This window comes from Carboxylicivirga mesophila, from assembly GCF_018271975.1.
Lineage (GTDB): Bacteria > Bacteroidota > Bacteroidia > Bacteroidales > Marinilabiliaceae > Carboxylicivirga > Carboxylicivirga mesophila.
Genome location: NZ_JAGUCN010000034.1, coordinates 19,556 through 38,749 on the forward strand (window position 1 = coordinate 19,556; position 19,194 = coordinate 38,749).

Consider the following 19,194-nt stretch of genomic DNA (forward strand, 5'->3'; position numbering starts at 1 on the left):
TTGAGCGCTTATCATGTGGCTAATTTGCAATAGTAGCGAAAGTAAAAAGGAAGCATCATTTGTGGCTTGGAGTAAAACCTAACATGGTTTCAATCCAAACTATATTAGGTTTTCAGAATGCATGTGCGTATACAAAAAAAATCCCCGTAAGTTCAACTTACAGGGATTCTTAATTTAGTGCGGAGAGAGGGATTCGACTAAATATGCAAAACCTGCAGTCAATCTCAATATTGTAAGATTTCATTTGGATTGTTCATCTCTGAGTTCACTAATTAATTACATACCTTCAATTTTAGGAATTAAGATATATATTATGTGTTTATTATTGTTGTTTGTATTGTGCAGATATCCAGTGTGGTATAATTTTTTATTCAAATTATTCACCAAAAATGTGTTACGTTTTTAAGGTTGTGTAATTAATAAGTAAGGGGAATGTTATTCAGATAGGATTCCAATATTATAAAACGTGAAACTATTGTATCTTAAATTAGTATTAGTAAGAAGAATAGATATAATTTATAACAAACCTAATGACAAAATACATCTTTAATATTATATCATTTTTGTGTTTTTCATTGTATTGTCAGGCGCAGAAAAGCATTTCCTTAGATAATATCTTTGAAAGTTTCAGACAAGGTAAGTATCCATATAGTGCAGTAAAGGAAGTGTTTAGGGAATATGAAAGCCAGGAAATTATTGATATAGCCAATAAGTATATTTCATCAGAAGATGAAAGAGACCGTCAATTGAGCTATCGATTATTATATGACATAGTTGAATATAACAAAATTAATAAAAGCTCACAAAATGCAGTTTATCACCTTATTGAGAAAGGACTTACTGATAAGTCATCTAAGTTAGTATCTTCAACATTGGATTACCTCGATGAATTTCCTGAAGAAGTATTTGATAACCGATGCAAGAATCGATTAGCTGGAATAATTATGGAATATCCCAGCCATTATAAGCGTATCGTGATGCTTTCGGGTAAGCTGAAAATGGAGCAGCTTACCTCATATTATAAGAATCGTTTGAAAAGAGATTCAATCATTAATTATAGAGATAAATGGGCATTGCAGTTGACCTTAGCCAGAATGGGAGATCCATTGATGGTTAATCAATGTATTGACCAAGTAGAAGCCATTGGTATAAATGATCAGGTTATTTATAACCTGATTCCTGATTTGCTTTATATAGAAGATAAGCAGATAACTGACTACTTATTAGATGAATTGGCTGTTGAGAATCTCAATTGTACATCTGCCGATCCTGATAATGATGTAGTCATTGACTGTGGTTATCGATTGGCAGAATATATTGCACCAGTTATACAAGGTTTTCCAATAAGTGTGGGGGCATCGGGGGACCTTGATTGTGACAACTATGAACAAGCTTTGCTAGCTATTAGAGCTTGGATTGCAGAGAATAGAGAGAGTTATAAAGTGGTATTTGGCCCTAAATAAGGAAGTAAGACTATGATAGCTCTCAAGTGAGAAATGAGTTAGGGTCGAAGATGCGATTAGGTCAAGCTACAAGATAGAATTAGAATAAAGAGATATTTAAAATGAGAATTATATGGATTATGAGGGGATAATCCGCATTAACTCACACACAATCCCAACATATGAATAAGCAGTTAACTGAAAATCTAAAACGGTTTTCTTTATCTATACTATTGGCTTTTTATTTTCTGAGCTCTCTGTTTAGTAATAACTATGAGGCACAGAACGTCCGTTATTTTGATGAGTTTGAATTACCTGATGAAGCTGTTTTTATTGCCGAACAGTTTGATATGCAAGAGCCTGCAAATACTATTGAGGCTGAGCATGAATATGATTTGATTCTTGATAAGGTAATCTCTGAAGGTCGTATAACCAATCAACTAAATAAATCCGCACTTTATAGTCTACCGATAGGGATTTCAGTTGGTGGCAATGCTTCATATATGATTGTTATTAATGAGGCGAAAATACTGAACAACCATGCCATCTTTAATGCCTTTATGGTATTGACCAACCCTCTTGATGGTTCCAAACTACGCTTTGAAGCCAGGAACATAGCTTTTACATTTGGAAGTGGCTTATTAGATGGGTTTCAACTTGAGTTGATTGAAAAGAAAGAAGTGAAAATCATTAACGATGCTTCACTCTGGATTAAAGAAGGTAGTTATGTTGATTGGGATTGTAACGGTTTTAATCAATTAGGTTTAAATGCTGAGTTAGAGTTAAACGAAAAACGTTTTAAGAAAGTCAATCCACAGACTGGACAGGAAGAAGGGAAAGTATCAGCTTTATTTAGTGTGACTGTATCTAGTTTTCAGGATATTTTAGTGGACTTATCACTGGCTCCTTTTAAAATGGTTGGATTTAATGAAGCCTATTTCTCATTTGAAAACCTGACATTTGACTATAGTGATGCCAGAAATTCATCTGAGTTTGCCTTACCAAGTGATTACCCGGGTGATTTTAGTGGTGAGATGACCACTCTTTGGAGAGGTATCTATGTTAATGAAGCACGTGTCTATTTATCTGGGAAGCTATCGAATAAAAATGGGCAGGTTACATCTATATATGCTAAAAAGTTTCTGTTGGACAATTATGGCTTGACTGGCTTTATAGGTGCCACCAATGTTCTCTCATTAAAAGATGGAGAGATGGGGAACTGGCCTTTTTCCATTAAAGAACTTGAGTTGGAGTTGTTCACTAGTGAAGTTCGTTACTTTGGACTTGAAGGACAAGTTCAAGTTCAGGGTGCAGATAAAACACTCGATTATGATGCTTTTTATGATGCAGAAGGCATTTATCACTTTGGAATTAGTGTTGGCGAAGATTTACCTTTTAATGCATTAGCAGCTGAGGTTAATCTGCATCAGTCGTCCAGAATTGAGGTAACAGTAGATAACGGTAAGTTTTATCCGGCAGCTGAGCTGCATGGTCAAATAACTTTCGCTTGTGCCAAAGGTGGAGGTGGTAAATTATTGAATATTCCTAAGCTTGATTTTGAGGGCTTACGAATCGCGACATTAAAGCCATACTTAGATATAGATTACCTGGGTATGGCTTCTGATGAGGATATGTCATTTAACGAATTTCCAATAACAATAACGGAAGCCTCTTTTCGGAAGACCTCAGATGCCGGTTTGTTTACCTTCGGTGTCAAACTTAACTTGTCTCCGGCAAAAGACGATGGAATTGTTGGTGAGACAGTGTTAGGAATAAAGACTGATACATCGGGTGATAAGTGGAAGTATGATGGCTTATCAATTGATAAGATATATGTCAAAGCAAGCAAAGAGGGTGCATTTGAAATTGAGGGTACCATACTGTTTGCTAAAGGAGATCCTGTTTATGGCGATGGTTTTCGGGGTGATTTAGATGCTAAGTTTGCCAACTCTTTTGATTTGCAGGCAATCGCTGTATTTGGAAAGGTTAATGGATTTCGATATTTCTTCGTTGATGCCTTCCTTACTTTGCCAAGTCCAGGTGTCACAGCCGGACCATTCATTATGAATGGCTTTGGTGGAGGAATGTATTACCGTATGAAGCAGAATGGCGATGGCGATCCGGGTGGCGAAATGGGCAAATCAATATCAGGCTTAACCTACTCTCCGGATAAAGATAGTCATCTGGCCATACGGGCGGCAGTGCAGGGCGGCATCGTTTATCCAAAAATCATAAGTTGTAAAGTTAATTTTCTTATACAGTTTAACCGACATGGTGGGATCAACTTGGTTTCATTTGATGGACAAGCTGTTGTTGCCACTCCACAGTTAGAAGCAAGTGTGGGTGAAGTGAAAGCCATGTCACGCACAGTTGTTGAAGGTAAAAAGCTAAAAATACCATCACATGAGGTAATGAAAGCCACCATCTCAATAGTAATGGATTTCGAACATGATGTTTTCCATAGTGAAATGGAACTATTTGTAGATGCGGGACTTATCAGGGGCATAAATAAAAACAATAGTGCTGGCCGCGGAGTTATGCACATCGATCCGAATAAATGGTACTTACACCTGGGACGCCCCGATGCACCCATTGGATTGGAACTGGTTGGTTTGGTCAAAGTGGGAGGCTATTTTATGGCTGGCCATGATATACCAGATGCGATGGTGATGCACCCGAAAGTATTGGAATATCTGAATATGGATAATTCCGACTTCAATGGTAATCGTTCAGAGGGTGAGATTATCATGGGTAAAGGCTTGGCATTTGGAGCTAATTTTGAACTGGATACAGGAGATTTACGCTTCCTGATATTCTATGCCCGCTTTGAACTTGGAGGAGGATTTGATGTAATGTTGCTTGATTACGGCGATAAGGCCTACTGTGAAGGTCTTAGCGGTGGCGTTGGTATCAATGGATGGTATGGTAAAGGGCAAGCCTATGCTTATTTTGGAGGAAAGATTGGCATTAAAGTTAAGCTTTTCTTCAAGACACGAAAGTTTGATATCATTAGTTTACAAACGGCAGCAGCCATCCGGTTAGAAGGACCTAACCCAACCTGGATGAAAGGCGTTGTAGGAGGGCAATATCGTATTCTTGGAGGACTGATTAAAGGTAAATGTAAGTTTGAGATGAGGGTCGGTACAAAGTGTGAGCTTCGCACCATGAGTGACCTGTCTGATTTAGAGATTATCGCAGACCTGGCTCCGGCCAGTGAATCAAAAGATGTTGACATATTTACTTTACCACAGGCGGTATTTAATATGCCAATAGATAAGGTCATCCGTATTTCGGAAGATGTAAAGCTGACAAAGACTTTTAAAGTTCAATTAGCCGAATACAGTATCTATAAAGACAAACACAAGATAAGCGGTTCCTATGAACTGGATGCTGAACAAACCACGCTAGCCTATACCCCAGACCGTATTTTCGATCCAAAATCTACTTATAAAGTGGTAGCCAAAGTTAGTTTCCAAGAGTATAAAGATGGCCAGTGGCAAGCCTATAAGGATGATTCAGGTAAGGTTTATTACGAAACTAAGGAAGCACAGTTTACTACAGGCGTATTACCCGACCGTATTCCAAGTGACTATATTCAGTACAGTTATCCAATGGACAGGCAAGTTAACTTTTACAAGAAGGAATATGGTACGGCTTATATCACCTTTAAGTCTGATCTGGAACCATTCTTTGTACCACAAGAAGGCTGGAAGCAACAGGCGCGATGGACGCCGGTTAATGGACAAGCCATTTATTCGGATATCAGTTATAGGGCCAATGATAAAACAGCTGAAGCAGTTGTGCCTGAAAGCCTGGTGAGTGGTAAAGTACATGCTTTTGAGTTAGTTAATGTTCCAATAGACAGTAACAATGCTATCAACCGAAATGTGAAAGAGACAACAAGCTCAACGGTTGATTCTAATACAGGAAGCACAACTGAGGTGACAACGCGTGAAGCTCTTGGTTCGATTAGTGAAGCTGAAGAAAAGGCCTTTTATACCATTCCATTCCGGGTTAGTAATCACGATAGATTCCTTGATAAAGTTTCGGCTAATGAGATGAATGTTCGATTCCTTTATAATGCAAGTCCGGGAGTGGACTTACTTGGGGCCACTTATTATGGGCCAGAATTCTTTGACCGCTATGAAATAAACGGTGATGGAGATATTCAACCATTGATACAGCGGGAAGCAGTGCTTAATGGAGCTGATTGGTACCAGACTAATATCTATCCATTGATATATGAAGGGTATCCGATTCATTCGAAAGCACTTATTGACTATCGTGATACAAACGAATATGGTGTGCCACCAGTTAAACGTATTGATATGTGGCAGGTTGGTTACAACTACCTGCTGACAGATGCAGATATTGAATCGGGGACTGTTACACAACAAGCCGAAATGACTCATCTCATATACACTTTGCAAGAAGTGTGGTCAGCTGACTATGCCAACATCAGAAACAATATTGCCAATACCGTAAGTAATGGTTTAACACCAACATCGCGCATGACGACCATTTTAAATAAATATCCGGCTCCGCAGGTTAGTGCAGGTAATTACCCGATTAAGTTGAGTTATGTATTGCCGGGACGAAATACTGTAACCAGCGAGAAGGTAATAAATATGAAGAATGGATTTGAAGTGAAGCAGGTGGATTTGATTGAGGAGTGAGAAGATAGAGATGAGTAGTGAGAGGTGAGTGAAAATGGAACACAGAGGCGCAAAGGCGCGGAGCTTAATGGTTAATGAGTTGAGGAGTTGAGGAGTTGAAAAGAAAACAGATAAAAATATAATGATGAAGACAAAAGGAATTTTTAGGGGTTTATTGATGGCTGCTTTGGTGGCGGTGGTTTTTAGTTGTGAGAAGGATGAAAAGAGTAATCCGACTATTAGCTGGAGCAACCCGGCGGATATCCAGTATGGGGTGGCGTTAAGTGCAGAGCAGTTAAATGCGACGGCCAGTGTAGAGGGTACTTTTTCATATATGCCTCGTATTGGGACTGTGCTGGAGGCAGGAGCTGAGCAAGAGTTGACGGTGAATTTTACGCCGGAAGATAAAGGAAGTTATAAAGAAGTAAGTGCTTCTGTTTTGATTAATGTATTACCAGGAGAGCCGGAAATAACATGGGAGAATCCTGCAGATATCGTTTATGAAACTGCTCTGGGGGAAACTGAATTAAATGCTACTGCCAATATAGCAGGTACATTTGTTTACACACCTGAGTTAGGTACCGTATTAACGGCCGGCAATGAGCAAGAGCTTATGGTAGCGTTTACGCCTGAGGATACCGACAATTACCAAGTAATTAGCAAAACTGTATTGATTAATGTACTCAAGCAAGATCCGGTTATCACTTGGGAGCAGCCAATGGATATGTTTTTTTACATGGGAGACCCTCAGCCATTAACTGAGAAACAATTAAATGCTACAGCCAATATGGAAGGTACAATGAATTATATCGGTATTGTAGCAGGTGCCACTGTATTACCACCCGGCAAAAAAGAATTACAGGCAGAGTTTGTACCAGCCGATGCAGATAACTACAACACCGTTACCAAGTCTGTTACTGTTCATGTATCGGAATCGGCAGGTATTGTAACCGATATTGAAGGCAATAAATACCACACGGTACAGATTGGTGAGCAGGTATGGATGGCCGAGAATTTAAGAACAACAAAGTTAAATGATGGGACGGAAATCACTTTATATGATGGTAGTAGAAACCAAATCCCAATGTATTTATGGCCTGATTTACAAGAGGGTATCAAATACCAAGATGCGGTTGGTGCTTCTTACAACTGGTATGTTGTTGAAACAAATAAGGTTTGTCCATCTGGGTGGCATGTTCCTTCAAGAGAGGAATGGGAAGTGATGTTCACATATTTAGTAAATAATGGATTTGCAGTAGGCGATGGTTATTTATATAATGACCCTAACCTACCAACTGTTAGTAAAGCATTGTGTTCTTCCAATTGGAATTCTGCCAATATTGAAACAGATGGAGCACCATGTGATAAAACTGATTCTGAGTTAATTAACAAAACAGGTTTCACGGCTTTAGAAAACGGTTTCACAAGATTTAATCATGGCAAGGAAGATGAGTTTGATAATTACTATGCTTTATGGCATAGTAGTTCAAAGAGAACATATAACAGAAGTGAGGTTATTAGAATATATGGTCGTAGTTCAGCAATTGCATTTTATGACTACACTGAAGATCATCAGATAGCAATAAGATGTGTTAAAGATTAATGACTGCTGTAACCAATAATCTTATGAAGTTGAGAGGATTTAAAATAACGATTTATTTATTTATTATTTGTTGGGGTGTTACGACAGGGCTAAATGCCCAGGACAAGCTTGAGCACGAGATGCGTTTACTGGCTCGTCCTCTACCAGATAGTATTGTATTGCGTTGGGCTCCTACCAGCTACCAATTGTGGTTAAACGGCAATGAATATGGTTATCACGTTACGCGTACTACCATTATTAAAAATGGGAAGTATATCAAGGAGAAAACCACGCGTTTAACCAAGCAACCATTAAAGCCGCGTCTGCTCGCTGAATGGGAAGCATTGGTTGATAAAAACGATTATGCAGGAGTGGCAGCCCAGGCTATTTATGGTGATGGTTTTGAGGTGGAGGCCGGTGATGGTGAAGCCAGTATGATTGATATCATCAACCGCTCTACCGAACAGGAAAACCGCTTTGGTTTTGCCTTGTTTGCGGCCGACCAGAGTCCGGAAGTGGCTCAATATTCAGGCTTGTGGTTGGCGGATAAAAATGTCAAGCCGGGCGAGAAATACCTGTATAAGGTGTTTCCGGCGCAGGTGGCTGAAGGTATGACATCCGATACTGCTGTGTTTTTTACCGGTGTGGATGAATATATGCCCCTGAGCCCTCCGGCTAATGTGAAGGCTGAAGCTGGTGACAAAATGGTCACTTTAACTTGGGATAAACAATACCAAAGTGAGTTGTACAATAGTTTTTGGGTGGAACGTTCGTCGGATAAAGGACAAAGTTTTCGACGATTAAACGATGTGCCACTGGTTAATACTACGCCTGAAGGGTACGATGAGGCCAACTTTCATTTTTATGTGGATTCGTTACCCGATAATGAAACAGCCTTTCTGTATCGTGTGATTGGTATTTCCCTTTTTGGCGAATTAAGCCCAGCTTCAAAAGAAGTGAGTGCCAAAGGTATTTTTATGATAAGCTCTGTCCCTAAGATGACAGCCAAGACCGGGCCACAAGGTCAAACGGTAGTGCTTAATTGGGAATTTTCCAATGATAAGCAAGAAAAGGTGGATGGGTATCGCATTTATCGCTCTGAAAAGTTTGACAGTGGGTTTAAGATATTAGCGGATAAGTTACCATTAATTAGTCAACAATACGTTGATATGCAGCCCATGTCCAATGCTTATTATCGTATTCAGGCCTTTAATCATGACTTTGATGGGCCACAGAGTATTCCGATAATGATGCAGCTGGTGGATTCCATTCCACCTAAGGTGCCAGTTGGTTTACAAGCAGAAGCCGATACCTCAGGACTGGTTCGTATCCAATGGACAGCCAATACGGAGAAAGACCTGTTTGGATACCGTGTTTACCGTGCCAATAGCTCACGGGAGGAATTCTCACAACTGACCAGTGAAGCTATACCCGTTAATGCCTATGTAGATACCATTAACCTTAAGACCTTGACCAAGGAGGTTTTCTACAAGGTGGTGGCTGTTGATAAGCGGCAGAATAAATCTGATTTCTCAGAGGTGCTAAAAGTAGAACGACCGGATATTGTGCCCCCTGCCTCACCAATATTTAAAAAGGCATCAGCTGATGAAAAGGGTGTTTATTTAAGTTGGGCACAAAGTGCGAGTAATGATGTGGAACAACAAATTATCTATCGCAATGCCAAAGGTAGCCAAGCATGGACGCTGGTCGTTTCGCTTCCTACGGATAGTATTCACTATACAGATATCCCCTCTCAAACAGGTACTATCTATCGCTATATCATCATGGCGGTTGATAAGGCCGGTAATGAATCAAAGCCCGCAAAGCCGGTGGCTGTTAAGTATAATGCCCCCATACAAAAAGATGTATGGATTACGCCTGAGGTAAAATACAATAAGCGCAAAGGATTGGTTGAGTTAAGCTGGGAGAAGCCGGAAGGTGATGTGAAGGAGTATTGGGTGTATGAGAAGAAGCAAGGTGGAAGTTGGGAGTTGAAAAAGACCAATATTAGGATATGTAAGTTGCTACTTAATATTACAAATAATGAAAGCGAATATCGTGTACTCAGTAAGAATTAATTTATATAAGTTATTATTCTTGATGCTTTTACTGTTTTCAGGGACATCAATATTATTTGGTCAATATCTTGTGAAATATAGTTTTACAGTGGATACAGAAGGAGATGGTTGTCCCTTAAAAAGTACGGTTTATAGCTTTACGCCAAATCAAGGTTCATCTTTTAGTGAAGATGTACTTCCTGGTGATAATGGTAGTGTTCTGAAAGAGGAATCTATGAATAATTTTCCAACGATGATCACCCTAGATAAAAGGCAGAGACCCGATAAAGGCGCACCGGCTGGATGTACATACGATAATATAACAATTTCCAAAGGAATAAAATCTAATTGTGAACAAACGATAAATTTTGGTGATGATTTTGGATGCAGTGGTACAATTACTATACTACCATACTATAATATTACGGAATCTCCAACTTTAGGTTGTGTAGTTGGGCAAGGTGTTAAAGTACAACTCGAAAATTCTAAAATTTATTGTGGAGTAACAAAGTTTAGAATAAACCCTGTGGGCAAAATAAACGACTATATAGACTATACAAAAACGATATCCTCAAGTAATGTTGAAATCAAATATTCAGCAATAGCTTCAAAACCACATTGGGTAAATGAAGAACTTGAAATAACAGTATTTCATCCTGATGGAGGGTTATCCAACACAGTAAGGGGTTTTTATTTTCTACCCACTCCTGATATTACGCTTACACCCTATCCACCTAGTTGTTTCGATTCCAAAGATGGATATGTGGTGATAAAAAATAATTCGGAATATCCATCAAATACCACTGTTGATCTACGAATCAATTTGATTACTATGAGTACCCAAAGTAGTGTTGATTTTCCATCAGTAGAATGGACAGATCCAGAAACTGGTATTAAATATTATGTCACAGACTCAGATACTGGCTTTGAAAATATGAGTCCAGGTGGGACCAAAAAAATTGGGCAATTAGGAAATGGAGCATATTGTTTGGAAGTATTCTTTGATGGCTCTTTGTGTCCTGTTAAAAAATATTTTGTATTTAATATTGAACCTATTAAAATAACCAACTTAACACTAAATACCTATACTGCCACAGACGGCACTATTTATTATACAAATAAGACTTCAGGTGGAAAAGCCTCAGGTACAATAAGCATAACTGGACGAGGTACAGATAGAAGTTTTGAAGTTGTTGAACCTGCAGGAGCTACTTTAACCTATGTTTCAGGTGATACTTATAAAATTGAGAACATACCTTTGACGGCCACACAGGTCCAGGTCAGCTATACTGGTGATAGCAATGGCTGTGTAAGCAATATAATTGATATTGAGAAATTAACTGCTCCATCAGCTGTTACTGCATCGAAGGGAACCGTTGTTAACGTTGATTGTCATGGAAATACAACAGGTCAAATTCCAATAACAATTACAAATGGTTTTGGACCTTTTAAAATAGAATTGACATCGCCAGTGTATAATGAAACAGTTCCTTCACATAATTCGACATCAAAAACATTCACTAATCTTGCGGCATCCACTTATTCTGTAACGGTTACAGACTTGGCTAATCCAGCGAATACATCAACAATAACAAGTATTGCAGTTACTGAGCCAGATGTATTTACGATTGAGAATGTCAATGTAAGTGACGTTTCATGTAATGGAGGTACTGATGGTTCTGTTAATATAGTTGTTTCTGGTGGAACAGAAACGTATTCTTTTTCAAAAGATAATGTGAACTTTAAAACGACTTCTTCATCTTTTACGGATTTGTCTGAGGGTTCATATAATTTCTACGTAAAGGATGCCAATGGTTGTACAGACTCACAAAGTAAGGTTGTCTCAGAACCAGATGTTTTAAGCATTACCCCAACAAGTACAACAAATGTCAACTGTCCATCATCCGAAGGAGGTAGTTATAGTTTTATGGTGAATGGAGGGCATGATAGTGATGCTTCTTTTAATGTTAAATCAGAACTATCTGATCCTGTTTTTTTTAATCAAGACTTTATAGGCAGAACTATTACACTAACAGGGCTGAAAGAAGGAGAATATACTATAACAATCACGAATAGTGCAGGATGCTCTGTTCAACATGGATTTAAGATAGAAGAACTAAACACTTTTAATTTACAAGTTAATACTGATTATCAACCCTTATGCGATAGTCAAAATACAGGTGTGGTTGAGTTGACTATCTCAAATGGAGTTCCATTAGTTGACGATTCAAAGTATAAATTGTTTATCAATGGCACACAAAGATCAAATATATCAGAAATTGATAATGTATCGGGTCTCTCTGGTACAATGGCTTATACCTTTAAAGTAGAAGATGAACATGGCTGTACGGATGAAGTATCCAATTACACCATTGGCATTCAAGATAACCCCGTTGCTTTTGCTGCTGGTTTTCCAACTTCGGAAAACAGTTCTTGTGCAGAAGGTACAGATGGTGTATTAAAGGTTCAGGGAGTACATGGGAAAAAGACTGATGGCTCCAATACCTCTGGCTATCAGTATAGTCTGGACGATACAAATTATACAGCCCTACAGCCGGCAAGCCAACTGTTTGAATTTAAAGGGAAAACAGCAGGAGCATATACGCTCTATATAAAAGATGAAGCCGGATGTGTTGTTCAAAAGGCAATTACTCTTACAAACAATGTTGATCCTTTAGCAAGCATAACACCGGTGGTAACAGATGAATCGTGCCCGGCCAGTGATAATGGTGTTATTACTCTTAATAATCTGCCAACCAACTGGACAGATAACTTAAGTTTTACAATTGGAGGTAACTTAATTGATAAAGCGGATAAAATCACTCCAGATAAGTCATCGTTTGTTTACAATGGATTGGATACAGGTATTTACCCCATAGTAGTTAGAAACACGGTTAACCAATGCGAAGAATCATTTACGGCTAATATTGCTAACCTTGAGCATGATACGCAAATTGCTATAACATCAACAACAACCATCTTTCCGGCTTGTGATATTGCTGAAAATGGTGAGTTGGGGATTGATGTTCAACGAACTGGTTACACAGGTTCATGGAGTATTAGTTTGGATGGTGGCATTAATGATGATGCTAAAGCAAATAGCAATGGCTTTGATAAGTATTACACCGAGCTTGATAATGCCACATATAATATTGTGGCCATTGATAATGATAATTGCCGCAAGACCGTTCCTGTTTCAATTGAGTTATCTGATAAAGCCGTCAAACTGACCACCCCAATTATCACAAAACCCACCTGTTTAGTTGCCCATAACGGAAGTATTGAAGTATCGGCTATAGATGGTGTATGGAAACCAGGAAATATATATGACTTCTATTTGATTGACAATACGGATGCTTCATTGAATCAGCATGTAACAGGAGCCAGTGCCATATTTACCGGTCTATATCCCAACCATAATTATAATTTAAAAGTTGAAGATGCCGAAGGATGTGCGGATGAAAAGGTGTTGGGAATGATTGGGCATTTACCTATAATCAGTATTAGTGAGCCAATTAAGACAGCTCCTTTGTGCTATCAGGATGAGAATGGTGCAATTGACGTCGCAATTGGTAATATTTATGAGGCGAGAGTCAATTATACTTACGAACTGTTCAAAGCTGATGCCGGCAATAACTATCAATCCCTTCAAAGCTTTACGGATAAGACTGAAAGCTATAATAAATTAGGTGATGGACGTTACATGCTAAAGGTAAGTGGTGATGATAATTGTTCTGCAACGTACAAAGATTTAATACTTACTGAACCTCAAAAAATCGTAGTTGATAACCGTCAATACAGTTGTATTTCAACCCATGGGCAGAAAGCGGGATGGTTTGGTATTGACTTTAGCCTGGGAAGTTTAAACTATGTAATTGAGTGGATAAAAGCTGATGGTACGAAAGAAACCCAGACTGTTAATCTGGCTGCTGTTGGAGATGTTTATCACTTTAAGCGTGAAGACCTTGGTCCTGGCGACTATACTTTCCGTTTGAAAGATAAGAATGAATGTGACTATTTTGATGGTGGTATATGGTACGAAACCAGCGTTACTATAACTGAGCCGGAACCATTGGAAATCAGCTTTAGTAAAGTAGATGAGAGCTGTACTGATTATAGCGACGGACAAATAGTTATTTCGGCTAGTGGCGGTTGGTTATGTCCGGCTACTGAGCACACGGATTGTCAGAACCCGGCACATGATAACTGCCCGGAATGGCAAACTAATACCTGTGGTACACAGGACTATTTGTATTCTATTGATGCAACTAAAGCAGAGTGGCAATGTGAGCCTGTATTTCAATCATTGGCTCCTGGTACTTATGACATTAGTGTGATGGATAAGGCTGGAAATATTACCACCACCCAAGTGGAGATATTAGCACGTCCAAAGCTGAGTTTTCTGCAGATTGATGCTTTCCCGGCTTCATGTCCAGGTTATGATAATGGTCGTATCGCTGCAACGATTGATAATGGTGTGTTTATCACTGACCATCTCGATTATACCATTCGCGAAACTGTTAGCGGAGATTTGGTTATTGCGAAAGAGGATGACCGTGACTATCATTATGGGAAACTATTTGCAGGTACTTATACCCTTGAGGTGATAGATTTAAATGGATGCGTAGATGCGCAAGATTTTACTATCGGAGAGCCGGAAGTACCAGAAATCAGCATTACACATAATTATATTCGTAGGAAAGGTGAAGCCACTGGTGAAATAGATGTTGAAGTGGTTAAGGGTAATGGAGTTTTTAATTATGAATGGTATAAAGATGCAGAGGCAATTGTTTTTGAAAATGGACAAACCATCAAAGACATTAGTCTGAGAGATTTGCTTGCCGGTACTTATACGCTTAAGGTTCAGGATACGGCTCAATGTGTGTATGAAGTCAGCGACTGGATGGAACGTCAGGTGCAGATAATCGAACCTGAGTTACCACTTTCGTTTACCGTGAAAGAAAACAGTCCGGTTACCTGTAACGGATTGTCCGACGGTATTCTGGAGGTAACACCAATTGGAGGCTGGGGTGATTATACTTATGCTATTAATGGGGAGCCTGAACAAGCAAGCCCGCGCTATGAAGGTCGACCAGCAGGCAACTATACCATTACCGTTAAAGATAGTGCAGGCATCACCTGGCAGAATAATATTGAATTGGCTCAACCAGAGGTGTTGACCGCCAGTTTTAGAGCAAAGCAAGATGTTAGGTGTTTTGATGGCAGTGATGGTAGCATTGAACTGGCTATTAATGGCGGTAACCTAAGTTACCAGGTGTCGGTTGATAATACCCAGTGGTATGATGGCATGACTGTGCCCGATTTGTCGATTGGTACTTATACGGTATACGTGCAAGACCCTAAAAACTGTTTAACACAGGTGGATAATATCACCTTAAATCAACCAACAGAAATTCAATTGTTGGATTCAACTATCATAAAATCCCGATGCTCCAATAACGAAGGACAAATTTTTTCTTCCTATAAAGGAGGTGTAGGTGCTTATACATATAAATGGCAAAAAGGTATTGGAGATGATATCGTTGAATTGCCATACGTTACGGCAGATATTACAGATTTATATTCAGGTCTCTATACGATTGAAGTACGTGATGCACATGATTGTTTGATGAAATTTAACTTCCCTCTTGGAGATATTACTGACTTAGCTATTGAATCAATTGATGTAACAGATGTCAGTTGTTGGGATTACTCCGATGGAGAAGTGCAGGCAACAGTAGTTAGGGGTAACCCGGCTTATACTTACACATGGTCTGAAGAGATTACAGCCTCTGACCAGAATAAAGCATGGGGTATGAAAGCCGGCACCTATTACCTTATGGTAACTGATGAAAAAAAGTGTAATGCAGTCCGGGAGTTTACTGTAGGAACCCCTGATAGCTTGTATTACAGCATTGTTGATATGGAACATCCGCTTTGTTTGGGAGGTGAGCAAGGGCATATTGAGATACAAGGAACAGGTGGAACACCGGCGTATGAATACCAATGGAGCACCGGTTCGACCGAGAACCAGTTAAAAGATGTTGTGCCAGGTGATTACGTGTTAGGTATTACCGATGCGCATAACTGTTTTTCTCAATTCACAATACCGTTTGACTACCAGCGCACAGTTGTTCCATTTGTAGGGAATGATACCTTGATTTGTCATTACGATGCCTTACCGCTGGATGCCGGTCAGTACGAACAATTTAAATGGACCTCGCTGAATGGTTTTAGGGCTAAAGAACAGCAGGTAGTGGTAACAGAGCCGGATACTTATTACCTGGAAGTAACTGATGCAGATAAATGTTTGGGCTATGATACATTGAAGCTGGATGTGAGTTACCTGCAAATCACCAACCTTAATGTTAAAGATGTGACGTGTAACAAGTTTGGTGATGGAGAAGCACATGTAGAGGTATTGCCTGCCACATGGGCACACAGCATTGAATGGACGGATGCTTCCAGCGAAAATACCTGGTTAAACCTGAGTGGTGGTGATTACTCTGTCAGAGTATTTGATGAATATGGCTGTGAGGATAAGCGCGATTTCTCGGTTTATGAGCCGGATGCACTGGCGTTGAATGTGAATAAGCTGATGCAGCCTCTTTGTTTTGGTGTGCCGGATGGCCGAATCGAGCTGGAAGCTATTGGCGGTGTTGGCGACTATCGCTATGAGTGGTTGCACGAGACTACTAAGTCGACCATTACTAAATTGGATACAGGTACCTATGTGGTGGATTTATATGATGCTAATAACTGTCACCTGCGCGAAAGCTATGAGATGACGTACGTGCGCACGATTTATCCGAAGCTGGGCGACGATTTAACAGTGTGCGAAGGCAATAATGCGAAGCTCTATCCCGGGGAATTCTATGGTTATCAGTGGTTTAAAAACGATGTGGAAGTTGGCACAGATACAGCTTTAATCGTCTCGGAAGCAGATAGCTATTGGGTGGAAGTGCAGGATGAAGATAATTGTATTGGTCGCGATACGATGAGCTTAAGCACGTATGCCACCGATGTGGCACCGGAATTTCTGACAGCAACGAGTGTGGCAGCTGGTGATACTTTAATCATGGTAGAAGTGACTCAGCCTAAACCGCAGCATATCGACTGGGCTTTTACAGGTGAATACAATATTGTGGAGCAAGGTGCCTACTTCTGTAAGGTCATCTTTAATGAGCAAGGCATGCGTGAGATAACGCTTAATGCGCATACAAGTAACTGCTTTGCTCAGGCTCGCAAAACCATACTAGTGACGCCTCCGGGAAGTGGTAGTGAAGAAGGTGATGAACTAGCTGATAAGGCTTATCAAAATTTACTCAAGCTGGGTGTATCACCTAATCCTACGGATGGATTTTTTACTGTTAGCATTGAGTTGAGTGAGAAAGCCCCTGTTAATATTTACCTGGTTTCATTGGGAACCGGTCAGATACTTGAGCAATGCGAACGTGAAGGCATGGATATCTACAGTGAAACATTTAACCTGAGTATTCCGGGGATGTATGTGGTTGTTGTGGAATCGAATGGAGAGAAGAGAGTTGGGAAGGTGATAGTGAATTAGTCAGTAATGAGCAATGAGCAGTTTAAGAGTTTAAAAAGTGAATGAGTAAAAAGCGAATGAAGATTGACAATATAAATATAGTGCATGGTGCGTGGTGCACAGTGCGCAAAAGCTTAACTATAAAGTGTTTTTCCCGTCTTTGGACTTCAGACTTTAAGCTTCTTACAGTTTTTCCTCCTCGCCTCTGCGTCATTGCAGTATTATTTGTTAATGCCATTAGTACTTATTCGCAGCAACTCGAACAAATAGGAAAAAAAGATGGACTGAAGTTGAATGGTGGGTTGAATGTCAATCAAATGTACCGGAGCAATGCAGCCAGTGGTATAGATCCCTATGCATTGGTGGTGACAGGTAATGTAGCAGCTAATGTGTATGGTATGTCGATACCCGTAAGTTTTACCTGGTCGAACCAAAACTGGACCTATACACAGCCATTTAATCAGTTTAGCATCAGTCCGTCGTACAAATGGGCGACCTTGCACTTGGGGTATTCGAGTATGAGTTTTTCACCTTATTCCCTGAGCGGGCATACCTTTGCCGGAGCAGGCATCGTTCTGGCGCCAACCGATAAGCTTAAATTTAGTGCTATGTTTGGGCGCTTGCGCAAGGCTCTGCCGGGCGATACAGTTTCGGGTTTTGATCCGCAGTACAAGCGCATGGGAAAAGGTATGAAGGCCAGCTATACCTTTAAGAATGCCGAGGTAGGTGTACACTTGTTTCATGGGCAGGATGATACAGATAAACCCTTTGAAAAAATGGACTCTTTAGGCATCACACCAATGGAGAACATGGTGCTGGGCTCTACTTTTATGGTGCGCCCGTGGCAACGTTTGACAATGCGCGGAGAAGTAAGCGTAAGTAGTTTAAGTCGCGACCGACGCATTAGCGGCGCTACCGACTTTAACGGTGCCGCTACGCATCGCTATCATGCTGCTAAATCGGATATTAGCTGGAGCACCTCAATAGGGAGCATAGGTGCTGGTATTGAATACGTGGAGCCGGGGTATGAGACACTGGGAGCCTATTATACGGTGAATGATTTTGTGAACTACACGCTTAATCTGGCCACCATGATGCTTCGTGGTAAAGTGACGATGGCGGCTAATGTGGGACTCAGACAAACGAATCTGGATAATCAGTCGGATACAGATCAAAAAGACATCATTCAGAATTTTAATGTAGGGTTTACACCCAATGAGAAATTTAACCTGAGTGCCTCGTATTCCAACTTTTATAATTACACGCATATCCAAACAGTTTTTGAAGAAACCAATACCCATACCGAATATGAATTGCTTGATACGCTTTCGTTTACGCAGATAAATGAGAACATCAGCTTGTCGGCCAATTGGCAGATAAAGAAGACGGAGACGGCTAAGCACTCATTAAACGGAAATATCAATTTTCAGCAGGCCAGCCAGAACCAAAGCGATGTGATGGAGAATGCGGATAGTCGATTTGTGAATGCTTCGGGTGGATATAGCTGGGCACGTCCCAAGCAAAACTTGAGCATTGGTTTAAACATGAATTACAGCCGAAATAAAACCTCTGCCGGAACGGGCGAAGCTTATGGCCCCATCTTTTTTGTACGCAAGAGCCTGTTTGATAAAAAATGGCGCAACAGCTTATCTGTTTCGTGGAACGGTACTTATATGGAGCAAGAATCCACGGGTAATGTTCTAACGGCACGATTAGGCTCCAATTATGCTTTAAAAAAGAAACACCTGCTGAATCTGAGTATGGCTTATAGCCAACGCGACAGGAATGGCAGTACGAATTCGTATGTGACGGCGAGCCTGGGGTATAGCTATCGTTTTGGGTGGCCGAAAAAGGATACTAACCGCTAAGACGTAGAAGCGCTAAAAAAAATAGATTGGAATAATAATACTGA

The 19,194-nt window shown here is 40.1% G+C and carries 6 protein-coding genes; all 6 read left to right on the forward strand.

The features are described 5' to 3' along the window. The first annotated feature begins 530 nt into the window (after positions 1-530). Entirely contained in the window at positions 531-1,463 is a 933-nt protein-coding gene (locus KEM09_RS20375) for a hypothetical protein (protein WP_212231417.1), read from the forward strand. Between the two features lie 161 nt (positions 1,464-1,624). Further along, a complete protein-coding gene (locus KEM09_RS20380) occupies positions 1,625-6,118 on the forward strand; it encodes a hypothetical protein (RefSeq protein ID WP_212231419.1) in 4,494 nt (1,497 codons plus the stop codon). A gap of 121 nt (positions 6,119-6,239) precedes the next feature. Then, positions 6,240-7,700, forward strand: coding sequence for a fibrobacter succinogenes major paralogous domain-containing protein (locus tag KEM09_RS20385; protein WP_212231420.1), 1,461 nt, complete (start codon positions 6,240-6,242; stop codon positions 7,698-7,700). A 23-nt stretch (positions 7,701-7,723) separates the two neighbouring features. Further along, entirely contained in the window at positions 7,724-9,757 is a 2,034-nt protein-coding gene (locus KEM09_RS20390; RefSeq protein ID WP_212231422.1) for a fibronectin type III domain-containing protein, read from the forward strand. A gap of 70 nt (positions 9,758-9,827) precedes the next feature. Further along, positions 9,828-17,303: a T9SS type A sorting domain-containing protein gene (locus KEM09_RS20395; RefSeq protein WP_212231424.1), complete on the forward strand. Its 7,476-nt coding sequence runs from the start codon at positions 9,828-9,830 to the stop codon at positions 17,301-17,303. A gap of 41 nt (positions 17,304-17,344) precedes the next feature. Next, positions 17,345-19,150: an outer membrane beta-barrel family protein gene (locus tag KEM09_RS20400; protein ID WP_244825135.1), complete on the forward strand. Its 1,806-nt coding sequence runs from the start codon at positions 17,345-17,347 to the stop codon at positions 19,148-19,150. The last annotated feature ends 44 nt before the right edge of the window (positions 19,151-19,194 follow it).